General features: G+C 46.3%; 15 protein-coding genes and 1 tRNA gene. 2 read left to right on the top strand and 14 right to left on the bottom strand.

Translation table 11 applies throughout. The annotated features are described in order from the left end of the window. Window positions 1–259: 259 nt before the first annotated feature. Window positions 260–332, bottom strand: a tRNA-Ala gene (locus RS891_RS09655). A 186-nt stretch (window positions 333–518) separates the two neighbouring features. Beyond that, on the bottom strand, window positions 519–986 hold the full coding sequence (nrdR, locus tag RS891_RS09650) for a transcriptional regulator NrdR (RefSeq protein WP_064639292.1): 468 nt from the start codon (window positions 984–986) through the stop codon (window positions 519–521). 115 nt (window positions 987–1,101) lie between these two features. Here nrdR and RS891_RS09645 point away from each other — a divergent pair, with 115 nt between their 5' ends. Further along, window positions 1,102–1,323: an alpha/beta-type small acid-soluble spore protein gene (locus RS891_RS09645; RefSeq protein ID WP_053783555.1), complete on the top strand. Its 222-nt coding sequence runs from the start codon at window positions 1,102–1,104 to the stop codon at window positions 1,321–1,323. A gap of 107 nt (window positions 1,324–1,430) precedes the next feature. Here the strand turns inward: RS891_RS09645 and RS891_RS09640 are convergent, their stop codons facing one another. The 12 genes from RS891_RS09640 to RS891_RS09585 all read right to left on the bottom strand — a co-directional run bounded on the left by RS891_RS09640 (window position 1,431) and on the right by RS891_RS09585 (window position 14,587). Next, the gene (locus RS891_RS09640; RefSeq protein ID WP_063568107.1) at window positions 1,431–1,994 is read right to left on the bottom strand and encodes a lytic transglycosylase domain-containing protein; all 564 of its coding nucleotides are present in this window, start codon (window positions 1,992–1,994) and stop codon (window positions 1,431–1,433) included. Next, window positions 1,991–2,587, bottom strand: coding sequence for a dephospho-CoA kinase (gene coaE, locus RS891_RS09635; RefSeq protein WP_113053384.1), 597 nt, complete (start codon window positions 2,585–2,587; stop codon window positions 1,991–1,993). The genes RS891_RS09640 and coaE overlap by 4 nt, the downstream gene beginning before the upstream one ends. Window positions 2,588–2,596: 9 nt before the next feature. After that, window positions 2,597–3,370, bottom strand: coding sequence for a manganese efflux pump (locus tag RS891_RS09630; protein WP_113053383.1), 774 nt, complete (start codon window positions 3,368–3,370; stop codon window positions 2,597–2,599). 152 nt (window positions 3,371–3,522) lie between these two features. After that, on the bottom strand, window positions 3,523–4,353 hold the full coding sequence (mutM, locus tag RS891_RS09625) for a DNA-formamidopyrimidine glycosylase (protein WP_315795162.1): 831 nt from the start codon (window positions 4,351–4,353) through the stop codon (window positions 3,523–3,525). A 112-nt stretch (window positions 4,354–4,465) separates the two neighbouring features. Beyond that, a complete protein-coding gene (polA, locus tag RS891_RS09620) occupies window positions 4,466–7,120 on the bottom strand; it encodes a DNA polymerase I (RefSeq protein WP_315795161.1) in 2,655 nt (884 codons plus the stop codon). Window positions 7,121–7,340: 220 nt separating this feature from the next. Further along, entirely contained in the window at window positions 7,341–8,000 is a 660-nt protein-coding gene (phoU, locus tag RS891_RS09615; protein ID WP_113053380.1) for a phosphate signaling complex protein PhoU, read from the bottom strand. 62 nt (window positions 8,001–8,062) lie between these two features. Further along, window positions 8,063–8,818 carry a phosphate ABC transporter ATP-binding protein PstB gene (gene pstB / locus RS891_RS09610; RefSeq protein WP_063568101.1) on the bottom strand — a complete coding sequence of 252 codons (756 nt, stop codon included), beginning with the start codon at window positions 8,816–8,818 and terminating at the stop codon, window positions 8,063–8,065. A gap of 218 nt (window positions 8,819–9,036) precedes the next feature. Beyond that, the gene (locus tag RS891_RS09605) at window positions 9,037–10,227 is read right to left on the bottom strand and encodes a methyl-accepting chemotaxis protein (protein ID WP_315795160.1); all 1,191 of its coding nucleotides are present in this window, start codon (window positions 10,225–10,227) and stop codon (window positions 9,037–9,039) included. Between the two features lie 152 nt (window positions 10,228–10,379). Beyond that, the gene (locus RS891_RS09600; RefSeq protein ID WP_053783546.1) at window positions 10,380–11,108 is read right to left on the bottom strand and encodes a response regulator transcription factor; all 729 of its coding nucleotides are present in this window, start codon (window positions 11,106–11,108) and stop codon (window positions 10,380–10,382) included. Window positions 11,109–11,223: 115 nt separating this feature from the next. Continuing rightward, complete coding sequence (pnpS, locus tag RS891_RS09595; RefSeq protein ID WP_113053378.1) at window positions 11,224–13,053, bottom strand: two-component system histidine kinase PnpS; 1,830 nt, start codon at window positions 13,051–13,053, stop codon at window positions 11,224–11,226. A gap of 30 nt (window positions 13,054–13,083) precedes the next feature. Beyond that, window positions 13,084–13,428, bottom strand: a complete 345-nt coding sequence (locus tag RS891_RS09590; protein ID WP_113053377.1) for a cupin domain-containing protein — start codon at window positions 13,426–13,428, stop codon at window positions 13,084–13,086. Window positions 13,429–13,717: 289 nt separating this feature from the next. Then, window positions 13,718–14,587, bottom strand: a complete 870-nt coding sequence (locus RS891_RS09585; protein ID WP_315795159.1) for an SDR family oxidoreductase — start codon at window positions 14,585–14,587, stop codon at window positions 13,718–13,720. Between the two features lie 433 nt (window positions 14,588–15,020). Here RS891_RS09585 and RS891_RS09580 point away from each other — a divergent pair, with 433 nt between their 5' ends. Beyond that, window positions 15,021–16,580: a histidine kinase N-terminal 7TM domain-containing diguanylate cyclase gene (locus tag RS891_RS09580; protein WP_315795158.1), complete on the top strand. Its 1,560-nt coding sequence runs from the start codon at window positions 15,021–15,023 to the stop codon at window positions 16,578–16,580. Window positions 16,581–16,755: the final 175 nt, after the last annotated feature.

Genomic DNA, 16,755 nt, shown 5'->3' with positions numbered 1-16,755 from the left:
TTATGCCTGTTAGCGGGAAACTAAAATAATCGTTCCGTTCTGGGGTCATTCAGTCCACTTACTGATGATGGGATGATGCCTGATAAACGGCTCTGCATGTTATTTTAACATTATGGCTTCCTCCAGAATACTAGCATTCCGATTATAAATAGCTTATACGATTGTCGTCATAACTATGTGAGAGATCACAAGGAGGATTAGCATAGATCAATCCAATGCAAAAACACGCCATAAATGGCGTGTCATTTTTACTGCTATATGGAGCCTAGGGGGATCGAACCCCTGACCTCATCGCTGCCAGCGATGCGCTCTCCCAGCTGAGCTAAGGCCCCAAAATTATGAATATAACAAGCTGTCCAACTCTGCAATGCTCCGCAGGCGACTCCTATATCATATAAAATACAGCTTTTGCTGTCAACAACTTTTTCTTGAAGCTAAAGTGATTGGAGAAGAACAACCTTTTTACTGGAACACACAGATGGTAACCCCAGAATGCTCTTCCCCTTTTACCCGTTTCACTAATCCTCGTTGTCGTCTTTGGACAATAAAGATTTCAGTTCTTTCATGAACATATTGATGTCTTTGAATTGACGGTACACTGAAGCGAAGCGCACATAGGCAACTTCATCCACTGGAAACAGCTGTTCCATCAGCAGTTCGCCAATCTGACGGCTCTCTACTTCTGCATCGGCTGTATTTCGCAGAGACTTCTCTACCTCAGATACCATCATTTCCAGTGTCTCCACAGAAACCGGCCGTTTCTCACAAGCCCGAATCAGGCCACGAAGAATCTTGTCCCGACTAAATTCCTCACGACTACCATCTTTCTTGATGACGATCAGCGGCGTTTCTTCCACCATTTCAAAAGTTGTAAATCGACGGCTACATTGCTCACACTCACGACGACGACGAATCGATTTTGATTCATTGGCCGGCCTTGAATCAAGCACCTTTGTGCCCAGATAGGCGCAATAAGGACATTTCAAATCAGATCACTTCCCATGTTTTACTTTTTACCAGAAATTGCCTACATGCATTTAGTTATGAAAATCGTATTGCCGACACATAATACTTTTACCAACCGCGAGGAGGTGAACAGCAATGGCACAAAGCAATGGTAACTCCAACAACCTGGTGGTAACTAAAGCTTCCGCAGCTCTCGAACAACTGAAATATGAAGTTGCTCAAGAACTCGGAATCAGCATCCCACAAGACGGATACCAAGGTAACATGACTTCTTACGAGAACGGTTCGATCGGTGGATACATCACGAAGCGTCTGGTAACAATTGCAGAACAGCAATTGGCAGGTCAATACCAATAATATCTGCATCGTAATACGGTACACAGAGGAGCATGGAGCGGCCGGTGAATAACCGGCCTGCTCGGTGCTTCTACTTATTTTAAACTATGAATCCAGAGTGTCTCATCTTAGAACGTATTATAGATCTTTACATACTGATTATAATAATAAATGACGCGTTGTACATAGTGCCGGGTTTCTCCAAACGGAATATCTTTGACCGTCTCGAACGAACCATCCCATACACCATCTCTTAGCCATGAGTTCACTTTACCTGGACCTGCATTGTAAGCTGCAATCATAGCCGCTTCATTCCCGTCAAATTGATCTGACAGATTGCGTAAATACCAGGTACCCAGCTGGATATTCCTTTCAGGCTCGTGCTTCAATTCTTCCAGTGAGGTGCCCGGAATTTTGGCTTGCTCCATAATCCAGTTAGCAGTGTCAGGCATCAGCTGCATTAACCCGATGGCACCTCTCTTGGATTCCTTACTTGTTTTAAAATTGGTCTCCACCTTGATGATGGAAGCGATGAGAAACGGATCAACCTCATAACTCTGAGACTGGGCACGAATCTCTTCCTTATAATGAATTGGATAGAACCATGACATCCAATTGGTATTCAGGAACAGCACCAATACAAAAGACACAAACATCAACAACAATACCCGTTTCTTACGCAGCAATCTCATATTAAGCCCTTACGATGCAAAAATGAAATGATTTGCTGCTCCGTCTCTGACCACAGGCCGCTGTTATCGATAACCACGTCAGCACGCTGCTTCTTATCTTCAATATCCATCTGTACGTCTATACGGGCATCTGCCTGTTCCGCCGTCATTCCATCCCGGCTCATCAGTCGTTCCCGCTGCACAGACCTCGGAACGTAAACAACCATCACTTCCTCGAAGCCATCCTCCAGCCCTGACTCGTACAACAACGGAATATCCGATACGACCAGCTTGTCCGGATGTTCAAGCTGATACAGAGCAGCGCGTTCGCGCATCTCCTTGCGGATCGCAGGATGTGTAATAGCCTCCAGTGCCTTGCGTTCCTCTGGATTCTGAAACACAATACTGCCCAGCTTTTTACGATCCAGTGTTCCGTCCACATTCAATATGGCTTGTCCGAACCGCTGAACAGCCGCAGCCAAAACGGGATGCCCGGGCAGCATTACTTCCCGGGCAATAACATCTGCATCAATGAGCAACGCTCCCTGACTGGCGAGAAAGGCGGACACACTGCTTTTGCCTGTCGCGATCCCGCCGGTTAAGCCAATATTCATTATTTCACCTCACAACAACTTCATTATTCCCATAATCATTAATAAAAGCGCAGGCAGCACAGATAATCTTCGCATCCAACGCAAAGCAGCAAAGCGTAATCCAACCCTCATGCCCAGTGACAAAAATGCCCCGCTAAACAACGCGATAACTAATGCTGTCCACAGAGTCGGGAATCCCAATAATGCAGCACCCAATCCTGCACCGAAAGCATCCAGAGAAAGAGCTATACCAAGCCACATCGCTTCTTGGACAGATATACTGCCCGAGTTATCCATATCCGCCTTTGATGGGCTACGCAAAATTTGAATAACCACACCCAGCTTCCTCAGCTCAAGTGTAAACACCATTCGTTCCAGAGATCCTCCAGAAGCAGATGGTTCAAGCTCAAGCGCAAGCACTTGATTTCTACCCTTCGACTGAGCTTCTGGGGAGACTTGCGTACTGCTCTGGATTCCTCTTGCCCCTGTTCCCTCACCCACTCCATTGTCCGTTTCCAGCTGTTCTTTGTCTCGTTTACGAATGAGTTGCAGCAACGACCATGCGCCAATACCGATCAGAATAACCGCTCCAACAATTGAAGCCACGTCCGGAGATACGACATGAGACAGAAGCACACCTACTTGCATGGATAATGCAATAACCAGACCCGAACAGATGGAAATGACGACAATGGATACCAGCGGAATTTTAGTCCTCCGCAGCCCATATGTAATCCCGACTCCAAAACCATCTAAACTAAGCGCCAAAGCAAGCGCCAGTAATGAAATAAAATGATGCAGCACCCCGGATTCCTCCCCTGTGCGGAATGCGTCCAACTGGCGGCAGCCAGTATGGGTATACGCCCGCTTATTTCTGCCATATCAGTATATGGAGAGGGGAATCCAAGGGTGCTACAATTTGACGATTTCGTTCATGCTGCCAAACCCGTAACGATTTAGAGCAATGGTTGACACTTCGGACAGTAATGTGTTCCTCTGCCACCGACTACACTCTTCTCGATTAATGTGCCACACGATGCACAGGGTTCAGACTTGCGTCCATATATTTTCAACTGATGCTGGAACATTCCCATCTCACCCTGTCCATTGACATAGGACTTAATGGAGGAACCACCTGCATCCACCGCATCCTGCAGCGTAATCACGATCGCTTCATGAAGTACGGTTAACTGGGCTTCGGTCAATGTCTTGGCAATGGTCTCGGGATGAATGCCTGCACGGAACAATGCCTCGTCCACATAAATATTCCCGATGCCGACCACATATGCCTGATTTAACAAGACGGCTTTGATTTTGGTCGTGCGTTTGCCAACAGCATCACGAAATGCAGCTACAGTAAACGCAGGATCAAGCGGCTCAAGCCCCAGTTTTAACAAGGGTTTGGATACAAGTTCCTCCCCTGCATTAAAGAGGTGCATTGTACCGAATTGACGGACATCCTTATAACGTAATTCTGTACCGTCGGTAAAGTGAAAGATAACATGGGTATGCTTCTCCACTTCCTCATGCTGTTGGTACACCCCGTACCTTCCTTCCATCCGCAGATGGGAAACAAGCACCAGCCCGTCCAGCAAAATACGCAAAAACTTGCCTCTGCGCTCCACACCCATCACGGTATGTCCCTTAAGTTCCATTGCAAATGCATCTATGTCGTCCGGCCGCTGAATAATCCGCGGCAAGCTAACGGTAACTGAGTCAATGGTCTTGCCAACAATAAGTTGATTCAATGTTCTTCTGACTGTTTCGACTTCCGGTAATTCCGGCATGATGTTCTCACCTCCCCTATATTATAACGGAAGATGGCGCTCAGCGGGACCCCTTCTTATGTCGAAAGCAGTTGAAAATCATTTTGTAAAATAACGGAAACCCCGGGATCTATTATTTAGCCTCGTACCAGTTTTCTCCGTAGCTAACTTCTGCTTTTAGCGGCACTGACAGCTCCAATGCTTTTTCCATCACCGAAGGAACCAGCTCTTTCATCAGTTCCAGCTCATCCGCAGGCACTTCGAATACAAGTTCATCGTGCACCTGTAGCAGCATACGGCTCTTCAGCTTGCGTTCACGCAGTGCTTCATCCATCTGAACCATGGCAAGCTTGATGATATCTGCCGCAGTTCCCTGAATCGGTGTATTCATCGCTGTCCGTTCCGCGAAGGAACGCAGATTAAAGTTGCTTGCATTAATTTCTGGCAGATAACGACGGCGTTCCAGCAACGTTTTAACATAACCAGCCTGACGGGCTTCCTTCACAATATCATCCATATATCGACGCACACCCTGGAATACTTCAAAATACTGGTCGATAAACTGTGCTGCCTCTTTCCGTGTGATGTGCAGGTTCTGCGAAAGGCCGTAATCACTGATGCCATATACAATCCCGAAGTTAACCGCCTTGGCAGAACGACGCATGTCCCCATCCACCTCTTCTGGCTTCACACCAAACACATCTGAGGCCGTCTTCGTATGGATATCCATATCCTGAACAAAAGCTTCCTTCAGCCGCTCATCATCTGAAATATGTGCAAGGACGCGCAGTTCAATCTGCGAATAGTCAGCTGCCAAAATGGACCAGCCCGGCTCGGAAGGAACAAATACCTTCCTGATTTTACGACCTTCCTCCATCCGAATCGGAATGTTCTGCAAGTTCGGGAACTGGCTGCTCAGACGTCCAGTAGCCGCGATCGTCTGACGGTAAAACGTATGCACCTTGCCATCCTTATCTGAAATCTCTTTAAGAAGTCCTTCTACATATGTGGACTGCAACTTGGCAAGTTGACGATACTGCAGAATATGTTTGACCACATCATTATATGGAGCCAGCTTCTCTAATACTTCGGCATCCGTAGAGTATCCTGTTTTTGTTTTCTTCACCACAGGCAGACCTAGCTTATCGAATAAAATCTCACCCAGCTGTTTCGGTGAATTCAGATTGAATTCCGTGCCGGAAAGCTTGTAGATTTCCGCCATCAACCTGCTGATATTTTCTTCAAACTCGCTACCCAAAGCCTGCAAATCTGCCGTATTAGCTTTAATCCCCTGTTTCTCCATATCTGCCAAAATACGTGACAGCGGCATCTCCAGTTCATGGAAAAGCGCGTTCATCTCATTGCTCTCCAGTGCCTGCTCCTGGAGTGGAATAATGGCTGCTACTGCCGCCGCTTTGCGACATAGAAAATCGCCCAGTATATCCGCCTCAGGCACCCGGTATTTTGCACCTTTGCCCATAACCGTATCATCCTCCACAAGGGAAGGCAGACCATACTTCGTAGTCAGGCCGCTAATTGTCTGATTCGATTCGGTTGGATCAAGCAGATAGGCAGCCAGCTGCACATCAAATGACGCTCCAGCAAACTCAATGCCATGCGCATGAAGTGCGAGATCGACACGGTGCAGATCATAACCACGCTTGGGTTGATCTGCATTGCCAAGCCATTCTCTTACTGGGGCCGCTGCCTCAGACTGAAGCAACTCGGGAGACAGGAATGTATAGGTTCCGGCTGAACCAACAGCAAGCCCAATTAGTTTCGCCTGATGGGGATTATCGCCATGTGTCTCCACATGCAACACATCAATGGATTCGAGTGAACCGAACAGTTCACTAACCGTTTCTTCTGTTGCAATGGAGGATTCCACCGCGGCAGCCGGAACGGCTTCCTGTTCAGAAACAACACTTGCGCGGAATGACAGACGCTCAAGCAAAGACTTGAATTCGAGCTTGGCCAAAGCCGGGCCTGCCAGTTCCTCTTTTAAGCCAGCAAACTGCATATCTTCCCAAGTTTGTTCCAATGGAACTTCACGGTGGATCGTAGCAAGCTGCTTGCTCATACGTGCATCTTCGGCGTGAGCCTCAATCTTTTCTTTCATTTTTCCTTTTAGCTCACCTGTACCGTTCAGGACTTCTTCAACCGAACCGAACTGGTGCAGCAGTTTCAGAGCCGTTTTCTCTCCAACACCAGGAATGCCCGGAATATTGTCGGATGTATCGCCCATCAGACCTTTGAGATCAATGATTTGCAACGGGGTCAGACCATAACGCTCCTTGATCTGAGCAGGATCGTACAGTTCAATCTCGGTTACCCCTTTGCGCGTAAGACCGATATGAACATGTTCAGATGCAAGCTGCAGCATATCTTTGTCACCAGACACAACGAGAACCTGTCTACCAGCCTCATCCGCACGCTTCGTTAATGTTCCGATAATGTCATCCGCTTCAAACCCCGCAAGCTCAAACTGGGCAATCCCGAAACCCTGAAGCAGCTCTTTCAACAGGGGAAATTGCTCTGACAACTCCGGTGGTGTTTTCTCTCGACCACCCTTATATTCCTGGTAACCTTCGTGCCTGAACGTAACTTTGCCTGCATCAAATGCCACCATCACATGTGTCGGTTTATGCTCTTCCAGCAAGCGCAGCAGCATCGTGGTGAAGCCGTACACCGCATTGGTGTGCAAGCCTTTCGAGTTCGTTAGCGGCGGCATTGCAAAAAACGCCCTGTAAATAATGCTATTTCCATCTATAAGAATAAACTTGTCCATTCCAGCACCTCGCGTATCGTATGGTCATTCCTTCAATTACATCTACTCTCATGATACCATACACACCAGTTACAACAAAAAAATTAGTCATCTTTATACGTCATGATTTGGCCTGCAAAAAAAGGAACTCCCTCAGCGGATGACCTGTTCACAGGCCGCCCGAGAGAAAGTCCCTTCATTTCGCTACGAATAATACCCCAATTCCACTAAAAGCGGTTACCTATTGATTCAAATCAGGGCGTTTCCCTGTTACGAGATACACCGTGCTCTCACCAATGTTTGTTGCGTGGTCACCAATCCGTTCGATATAACGACCCACCAGCATCAAGAGCATCGCTTGGGAAGCCTTATTTGGATGGTCTGTCATAAACGAGTAGAGGTCACTGATCATATGACTGTACAATTGATCAACCTGATCATCGGTCTGAGCCATTTTGTAGGCCAGATCCGTATTTTCTTTCAGGAAGGATTCAATGGATTCTTCAATCATGGCTTTCACGATTTCCGCCATTCTTGGAATATCCACAAGCGGTTTAATGAGCTCCTGCCCATCCATACGAAGGGTCACTTTGGCCACATCCAGCGCGAGGTCACCCATACGCTCTAGGTCACTTGAGATTTTGAAGGCAACGATAATGCGTCGCAAATCCTTCGCTACCGGCTGTTGTGTAATGATGAGCTTCGAACCCAGTTCCATAATCTTGTCTTCCAGGGCATTCAGATTCGCATCATTCTTGATGATGACCTGAGCTTTCTCGGCATCCATCGTTTGTAAACTTTCAATAGCACCATCCAACGCTTTGCCTACATGCTCACCCATCTGCCGAAGCAGCGTGCGCAGTTCCTCAAGCTCCTGATCAAATTCTTTTCTGCGAATCATAGATTCATGTCCTCCTTATCCATCATCTCCGGACACGCCGGGATCGTTCGAACTCAGCTTGTTTATCCGAACCGTCCGGATATATAATCCTCGGTTCTGGAATCCTGCGGTGTAGAGAACAACGTTTCTGTATCTGCTGCCTCCACCACTTCTCCGTTCAGGAAAAATACCGTACGACCTGATACCCGTGCAGCTTGGTGCATGTTATGGGTTACCATTACAATCGTGTATTTGTGGTGCAATTCCTTGACCAGTTCCTCAATTTTGAGCGTTGAGATCGGATCAAGTGCAGACGTTGCTTCATCCATCAGCAGTACGTCAGGCTGCACAGCCAGAGCACGCGCAATACAGAGACGCTGTTGCTGTCCACCCGAGAGACTCAGTGCCGATTTTTTGAGTACATCCTTTACTTCATCCCACAGTGCTGCATGAACAAGACTCTGCTCAACCAAACGATCCAGTTCGGCTTTTTGCGTCACCCCGTGAAGTCGTGGTCCATAGGCCACGTTATCATAGATGGATTTTGGAAAAGGGTTAGGCTGCTGAAATACCATTCCGACCCGCTTACGCAGCGTCTCTACTTCAATCTCATTGCTATAAATGTCGGAACCGTCCAACATAACTTGTCCTTCCACACGTACGCCTGGAATCATGTCATTCATCCGATTCAATGTACGAAGCAAGGTCGATTTACCACAACCTGACGGACCAATAAATGCAGTAACCGTCTTCTCCGGCAGGTCCATCGATATATTTTTAAGCGCGTGATGCGTATCATAGTATAAATTAAGTCCTTCAATGTGAATGAGGTCCTTCATGGATGTTCACTTCTCCTTCGCGGCAGGGACAACCAGATTCCCTTACGTAGACCGATGCCAATGATTGAACCTGGCTCTCGGTCATCTATAATATCCTACCCTCTCATTGTAAAAACAGTATCACTTTCATGTTAACGGAATGTAAAAAGAGACATCTTTCATACCCACGACCCTCCTATCCGATCAATGTGTATAAATGATGTCCATCCTAACGTCGTTTAGTCATCCGCCTGGACCATATCTTCCAGTCTCTCCCGAATGTGCTCTGCCAATTCTCCCGCCGTATTGCCTTCCATCGCGATATCCTCTGCAATATGGGACATGCCTGCTACAGCCGTGTTCAACTGTTTGAACGCAGCCCCACCTTCGTTTACATGCACGGAGCTGTTGTCAATCTCTGCCGAGCTTGCTCTCACCAGTTCTACAGTCTGTCTGGTCAGACCTCCGATATCATCCAGCAAAGAGGACATATTTCCCGCAACCTCACGGGTCTGCTTGGCTAGTGCGCGAATCTCACCAGCGACAACCTGGAAACCCCGTCCGTACTCCCCCGCATGTGCCGCTTCAATGGAAGCATTCATGGCGAGCAGCCCGCTTTGGTCAGCCAATGAACGAATGGAACGCGCCATCCCGGAACCCATATCGATGGAGCGAAGCATGTCATCAGCGTGCTTCTGTTGACCCTCCATATGCTGATATACACGGTTATAGGAAGCATCTACCTGATTGAGACTGCTTGCTCCCCGTTCGGATAATTGCATGATCTGAGACGCTTCGTGCCCCGCCTTTCGAGCTGCTTGAACCAGTTTGGAGACAGAGTCATTGATTCTCGTTATTTCCTGCCTGCTCTGTGTAATAATATGTACACGTTCTTCCGAAGCCACATGCTGCAGCTTACGGGATAGGGACATAACATCCCTCATCGTCAGCACACCCAGCAATCGGTCTTCTTCCGTAACGATCAAACAATCGTAGAAATATTGCTCACTGCGAGCCAGAGCAATGTCAATAATCGCGGTCGCTTCTGCATGTACATCGACAATAACAGGAGAAGAATCCGCTGCGTGTACAACCGGCTTCCGATAAAAGAGATCTGCCGCAAAGCGTCCATTCAACATCCGGTATAATGTCTCTCGCATCAACAAACCTAATGGCTGCATGTAATCATCGCATAATACAATACAAGGGTACTCCTGATCCTGATTGAGCAGACTTGCCGCTTCCCCGCAGGTAGTGTGAACATCAACTACAGGTATTGGACGGCAATAATCCCGTAATGAAATTACATTCTCTTTGGTGCCCCCAACTTTATCATCTTTTTTTTCTCCCATGGGAGCTATAGCTTGTTCCTGTTGCGTATCTATCATTTCTTTGGGCTGGTCGGGCTTCACTTCGAGCAACATGGGCATAAATGCGCAATCTCCTTTACGTATGAGCTCCGTCCTGAGGTGGAATATGTAGGTACAAAGTATCACTCAGACAGCTTCATCCTACTCCCTATACGTAAAGGAACATAATTGTTTGTGTTAACGGAATGTAAAATAAAACTCCCCGATCATTGTTAACTTGAATGATGGGGAGTTTTTCTTTTTACGACCAATTTATAACCTACACCGCGAATTGAATCAATGTGAACCGATTCCGGGTCCAGCTCCAGCTTTTTCCGCAAGGAACTGACATGAACGTCCACCGTGCGCTGTCCTCCGATATAATCGAAACCCCAGACCGCATTCATCAGATCATCCCGGGTAAGCACAACACCCGGCTTTTTGGCCAGATAAAGCAGTACCTCGAACTCCTTGGGACGAAGACTGATGGATTGTCCACCCAGTGTCACTTCATACTTCAAAGGATAAATCTCAAGCTCTCCCAAAATAATACGTGACCCGTCTTTATCCTCTGGCTGCGGCAAATCTTCACCGTTTGAATAACGTCTTAATACCGCATCTACGCGTGCAAGCAATTCGGATACACCAAATGGCTTCGTAATATAATCATCGGCACCTGATTTTAAGCCTTGAACAACTTCGGCTTCACCGTTTTTGGCTGTGAGAATAATGACCGGAGTGCTAACACCCTGAATTCGTAACTTATTCAGAATATCCAGACCATTCATTCCAGGAAGCATCAGATCCAGCAGAATCAGATCAAACTCCTGGGACAATGCCCGATCATAACCGGAAGATCCGTGATCCTCAGCAATTACATCATAGCCCTCTTGTGTCAGGTTGTACGTAAGCAATCTTGATAATGTTGGTTCATCTTCAATAACGAGCAAACGCTGCGCCATGATACCCCTTCTCTCCTATAGGTTGTCTGTTGCCACAACACTTTGTTTATCATAGCACCTAATTGTTAACTCTGTGTAAAACAGCACATTCCTTTTACATTTCACTTCCACCGCACTAGATTTCTTCATCCTGAATTAATGGAAGGATAACACGAAACGTCGTTCCCATGCCAAGTTCGCTCTCTACAGACAGTTTGCCGTGGTGTAATTCTACCAGATGTTTCACAATTGAAAGTCCAAGTCCAGTCCCTCCAGAATTACGGGATCTGCCCTTATCAACCCGATAGAAGCGTTCAAAAATTCGAGGCAAATCCTTCTTCGGAATACCAATTCCTGTGTCGGATACCGCAAATACAACTTCTTCTTCGTCCTCATTATGTTCAACCGACACTTGTAATTTTACCCGTCCGCCCTCAGGAGTGTAATTGATGCCGTTGGATAACAGATTAATAAAGATCTGCTTCATTTTATCCTCATCCGCTTCAATATACAATTCTTCGGGAACATTCATCTCCAGTCGAATCTCTTTCTTCTCCGCCACCTTGGACAGGGTACCCATAACCATCTCGAAGAACGAGTGCACATGCACAGGTGAACACTGCAATGGAGCCCGTTTGGATTCAATTTTGGACAATTCCAGAATATCTCCGATCAATCGGTTCAGTCTGTCACCTTCATCATAGATGATTTGCAGGAAAGAACGCTCCGTCTCTTTGTCCTGTACCCCGCCGCTGAGAAGCGTTTCGGCAAAACCTTTGACCGCAGCTACCGGTGTCTTCAATTCATGGGACACATTCGCTACAAACTCACTGCGCATCGATTCCAACCTGCGGATTGCTGTTACATCCTGCAAAAGGAAGAGCATCCCCCGATAAGCACCATCATCTTCGGACATCGGTACTCCATCGATGCGAATCAATTTTTCTACAGGATTGAACACACTCACTTCTTCATGCATCGGTTCTCTTAATGCAACACTTTCTTCAATCGTACGCGTCAGCTCATAATGGCGCTTCAATTCAATATATGGTTTGCCAGTAACCCGCTCAGCCTGAATGCCAAGCATACGCTCCGCTTCCCGGTTGACCAGCGCAATGGATTGACCTGCATCAATCATGATAATGCCGCCTGTCATGTTGGCAAGCACGCTTTGCAGCAGCGCTTCATTATCTCTAATCGTTTTTAGCTGCATCTGAAGGCTGTCTGCCATTCCGTTAATCGCAAGTCCCAGTTGGCCGATCTCATCATTACGAGTTACATCTACTCTAGCATCATAATCCAGCTTGGTGATTCGGTGAGCCACCTTCGTGATATGCTCAATGGGTGATGTCAGTCCCCGCGCAACCCGGTAACTTACCAGCGCCACAATCAGAAACAGTAGGCCCAGGGTGAAAAACATCAGAATCCAGCCCTGCTGAAGACCCTGATCTACAGCTTCAAGACTCATGGATAGTCGAATGTAACCGTCAAATTTCCCATTGGGTAACTCGATCATGTCGCTTTGATCCGAATTCACAGGAAGCGCCACATACAACATGTCCTGCCCTAATGTCGCACTATAACGAATTGACTGGCCATAACTTTGCCCAACCGCTTCTTTAATCTCCTGACGGTTCAAGTGGTTGTCCATTGAATTGGGATCGCTCTCCGAGTCGCCAATGACCGTTCCATCTTTATTGATAAAGGTTACCCGTGAATCCGTCAGTCGATCCAGCTCGACAGCACGTTCTGAGTAATATTTCTGTGTCTCTGTATTTTTGGGATCAGTCGCATCATGGAATGGGAACGTTGCTTTCAGCAAGTTGATCTCACGCACCATCGTTTGCTCCAGTGCGGTAATGTGAGTGGTCTTAAAAACTCTGCCCATCGTATAACCCGCTATAATGACGGAAATACCGATCAGCACCATCATGATGATGGCAAGGCGAATTCGAAACGGTCTCATCTATCTCTTCCTTTGTTATAAAATTAATGATTACATATCCATTTCTATTCGATCACCACGAGTGGTGGGCTGTGAAATAACAAGAAACTCTACGTCTGCTTCTCCGCAATTCTGCATCTGATGTGGCATCTCCGGTGCAATTTCTATCCCTTCATGGGGTCCGAGCACAAACTCTTCTCCGTTAAGTTCCATACAGGCCTCACCACTGAGGATGAAAAAAAACTGACGACTTATCGAATGATAATGCCGGGTTTCAGATGTTCCTGCAGGCATACACTCATGAATAATGCTAAGTGTTTCATTTTGAACGAGATGCCAGCCATCGCATTGTCCACCCCATATATAGTGTGCCGCATTTTGTTTGCTAATCTTCATATGACCGCCTCCGAAGCTTACTTGTTCGGTCTATATCATATCACAGATAGCATGAAGACCCTGCCATTTTTGATAAGCAGCAGAGCGGCAGCTATTCAGCTGTTCTTCTAGAACTATCCACAGGCAAGCCTAATGATAAAATATCATGATTGTATCAACGCTGATCCCGACTTTTGTAAACCGGATCAAAAGCATCATATCCATTCCGCTATATGCTCAATAAAAAAAGACATACCGACCAGCCATGCTGGTAACGATACGCCTTCATTTGAAACACGTCGGCAATGAATTATCCGTTCACCACTTCACCGCCATTAACGTGCATCACCTGACCGCTCACGTAGGAAGAATCATCTGAAGCGAGATACACGTAAGCTGGAGCCAGTTCATCCGGTTGCCCTGGACGTTTCATCGGTTGAGTAGCACCAAATTCACTCACCTTTTTCTCATCAAATGTGGATGGAATGAGCGGGGTCCAAATCGGCCCTGGAGCGACAGCATTCACACGAATGCCCTTCTCCACAACGTTCATCGACAAAGAGCGTGTAAAAGAAGTGATAGCTCCTTTCGTAGATGAATAATCAATTAACGTCGGATTTCCGCGATATGCGGTAATGGAGGTTGTATTAATGATTGTACTGCCTTTCTTAAGATGTGGCAGAGCAGCCTGTGTAATATAAAACATGCCAAAAATATTTGTCCGGAATGTACGCTCCAACTGTTCTGGAGTAATATCCTCCAACTGCTGCTGGGGATGCTGCTCCGCTGCATTATTCACGACAATATCCAACTTGCCTAGCTGATCTACTGTCTGTTGCACGGATTTTTTGGCAAAGGTATTGTCACCAATGTCACCGGCAATCAATATGCATTTGCGTCCTTCCTGTTCGACCTGACGTTTGGTCTCTTTTGCATCCTCATGCTCGCTCAGGTATACAATCGCTACATCCGCGCCTTCCTTCGCATATGTAACGGCAACAGCACGTCCAATTCCACTATCTCCACCCGTAATCAAAGCAACTTTATCCAACAACTTGCCGGCTGCTTTATATTCGGGTTTCTCAAACTCTGGTTTGGGGTGCATTTCCGATTCAATACCCGGGCGTTGATCTTGATGTTGGGCTGGCATTGTCTTTTTGTTTTGTGTGTCGGTTGACATCTGGCATTTCTCCTCTCAAAATGGAATGTCTGATTCAGATTCATTCTGTAGGATGGCATGAACAACACAGATTATTCCCTTTTTCAACAGTCATGCTCCAAAGTCCCTGATCTGTTGTCTCGCTACTTACTTACCGCTTCCTTTTGGTGGTCAAACAGAAAAATTCTCAATACTAAAATGGTTGTTCTTTATCTTCTCTCGTAGACATGCTTTTACTGAGGCAAAGCCGCATTGAATTCGACCTGTTTTGCCAAACATTCGAATTTTTTCAAAATTGAACGGATTCACCACCCAAATTGTATTCCTATGCCGTATGGGCTGATGTACAATGTACAGTATACAGATAAGTTTTAAACAACATGAATACAGTTTGAATGTGACTATCGTGCTTTCAACTAAGCAATTATTCTGATCTAATATGGAGACCTAACCCATGGAATCGCACATTAATTCTTATATAACACTTGTAACAACTTCAGCTGTGCTGAATGTTTTTCTGTGTTTATATACTTATGTTAGAAGAGCAGAAATCCCCAGTTCGAAAATATTCATTCTCTATACAGCAGCGCTGTCTGTGTACACCTTTGGATACGCGATTGAACTCGCCAGCAATACACTGGAGCAGATGAAATTCTGGACGGTCGTCGAATACATTGGCATGCCTTTCTCCGCCTCTCTTGGACTGATGCTCATGATGCAATACACAGGTAAAAAGTTATCCAAAAAAGCTTCTGCGGCGCTGTTTGTAATCCCTTCCATTACCTTGTTCATGGTCGCAACAAATGATTTTCATCATCTTTTCTATAAAAGAGTATGGCTAAGAGAAGACAGCCCCGTCCCTTTAATGGATATTGCAATAGGGCAGTGGTACGTTGTTCATGGGGCATTCACCTTTGCCTGTCTGTTATGTGCTTGCCTTATTCTCATCGGACAATGGAGACATACCAAAAAGATGTATCGTCGTCAGTTACTCACACTGATTACTTCACAACTTATTCCCATGGTAGCCGCTTTTGTGTATTTGCTTGGTCTGACCCCAGGTGGTATGGACCCTGTTCCTGTTCTCATGTGCATTACATCCGCAATGTACATCTGGGCCATTCTTTCATCCCGACTGCTAACCATCGTACCTATTGCCAAGGATAGTATCTTTGAGAGCATGCGTGAAGGCGTTATTGTGCTGGATAGTTCCAATCGTCTTGTCGATCACAACAAATCTCTGCGTGATATGCTTCCAGAGCTTGATTTCAGCATGGTGGGTCAACATCTGAACGATATATGGCTGTCGCTTGCCGGTGAGACTTTTCCAGTAGAATATGGCCGAGAAGGTCTGCAAACCGATCTGTACTGGCAATTGAACGGAGAAACCGTCTGCTATCAAGTAAGAACCTCTTATGTTTATAACAAAGATGGACAGGCCGTTGGTACTCTGATTATGCTGATTGATATTACAGAGCAACGTTTCCTTCAGGAACAATTAAAACAGCTGGCTTACTTCGATGGTCTCACCAAAATTTATAACCGTACGCAGTTCATACTCAGAGGTCGAGAGATACTGAGTGAAGCTCAGCTTAATCTGCGGCCTGCGGCCTTGATATTATTTGACATTGATCATTTCAAACGAATTAACGACACCTACGGACATGACGTTGGGGATCAGGCGATCATTCATGTGGTCTCTGTATGTAATCGTTATCTGATCCCAGAGATGTTGTTTGCACGTTATGGAGGAGAGGAGTTTGTTATCGCGGTTCCCAATGCATCTCTCCAAGATGGTGAACAGCTCGCAGAGAAGTTACGCATGGCTTTGTTAAATGACCCGCTGGAGGTACAGGGCACTCGTATTCCACTAACTTCAAGCTTCGGAGTGGCACAATATAATGGGGGGTCCGATTCTCTGGAATCCTTGCTGCGTGATGCCGATACAGCACTATATGAGTCCAAGCGTAACGGTCGTAACACCGTATTTGCTCACACTGTGAGCCTAAGTTAATTAAATAAAGCGTATAATTCTAGTCGAGCCCATAATATGCCGTTAGTTAAATCAATACGTTGCACCTTACATGTTCTCAGAAATCACCCCAAACGGAGCGAACAAAAATAGACAGCCTCTAGGCTGTCTATTTCAATACGGTTCAATGCCTTACTTTATTATCGAGCTTGTCCCA

The sequence above is a fragment of the Paenibacillus sp. BIC5C1 genome (assembly GCF_032399705.1).
GTDB lineage: Bacteria > Bacillota > Bacilli > Paenibacillales > Paenibacillaceae > Paenibacillus > Paenibacillus taichungensis_A.
Note: the sequence above shows the minus strand (reverse complement) of the source record. Positions and strands in the feature narration are given on the sequence as shown.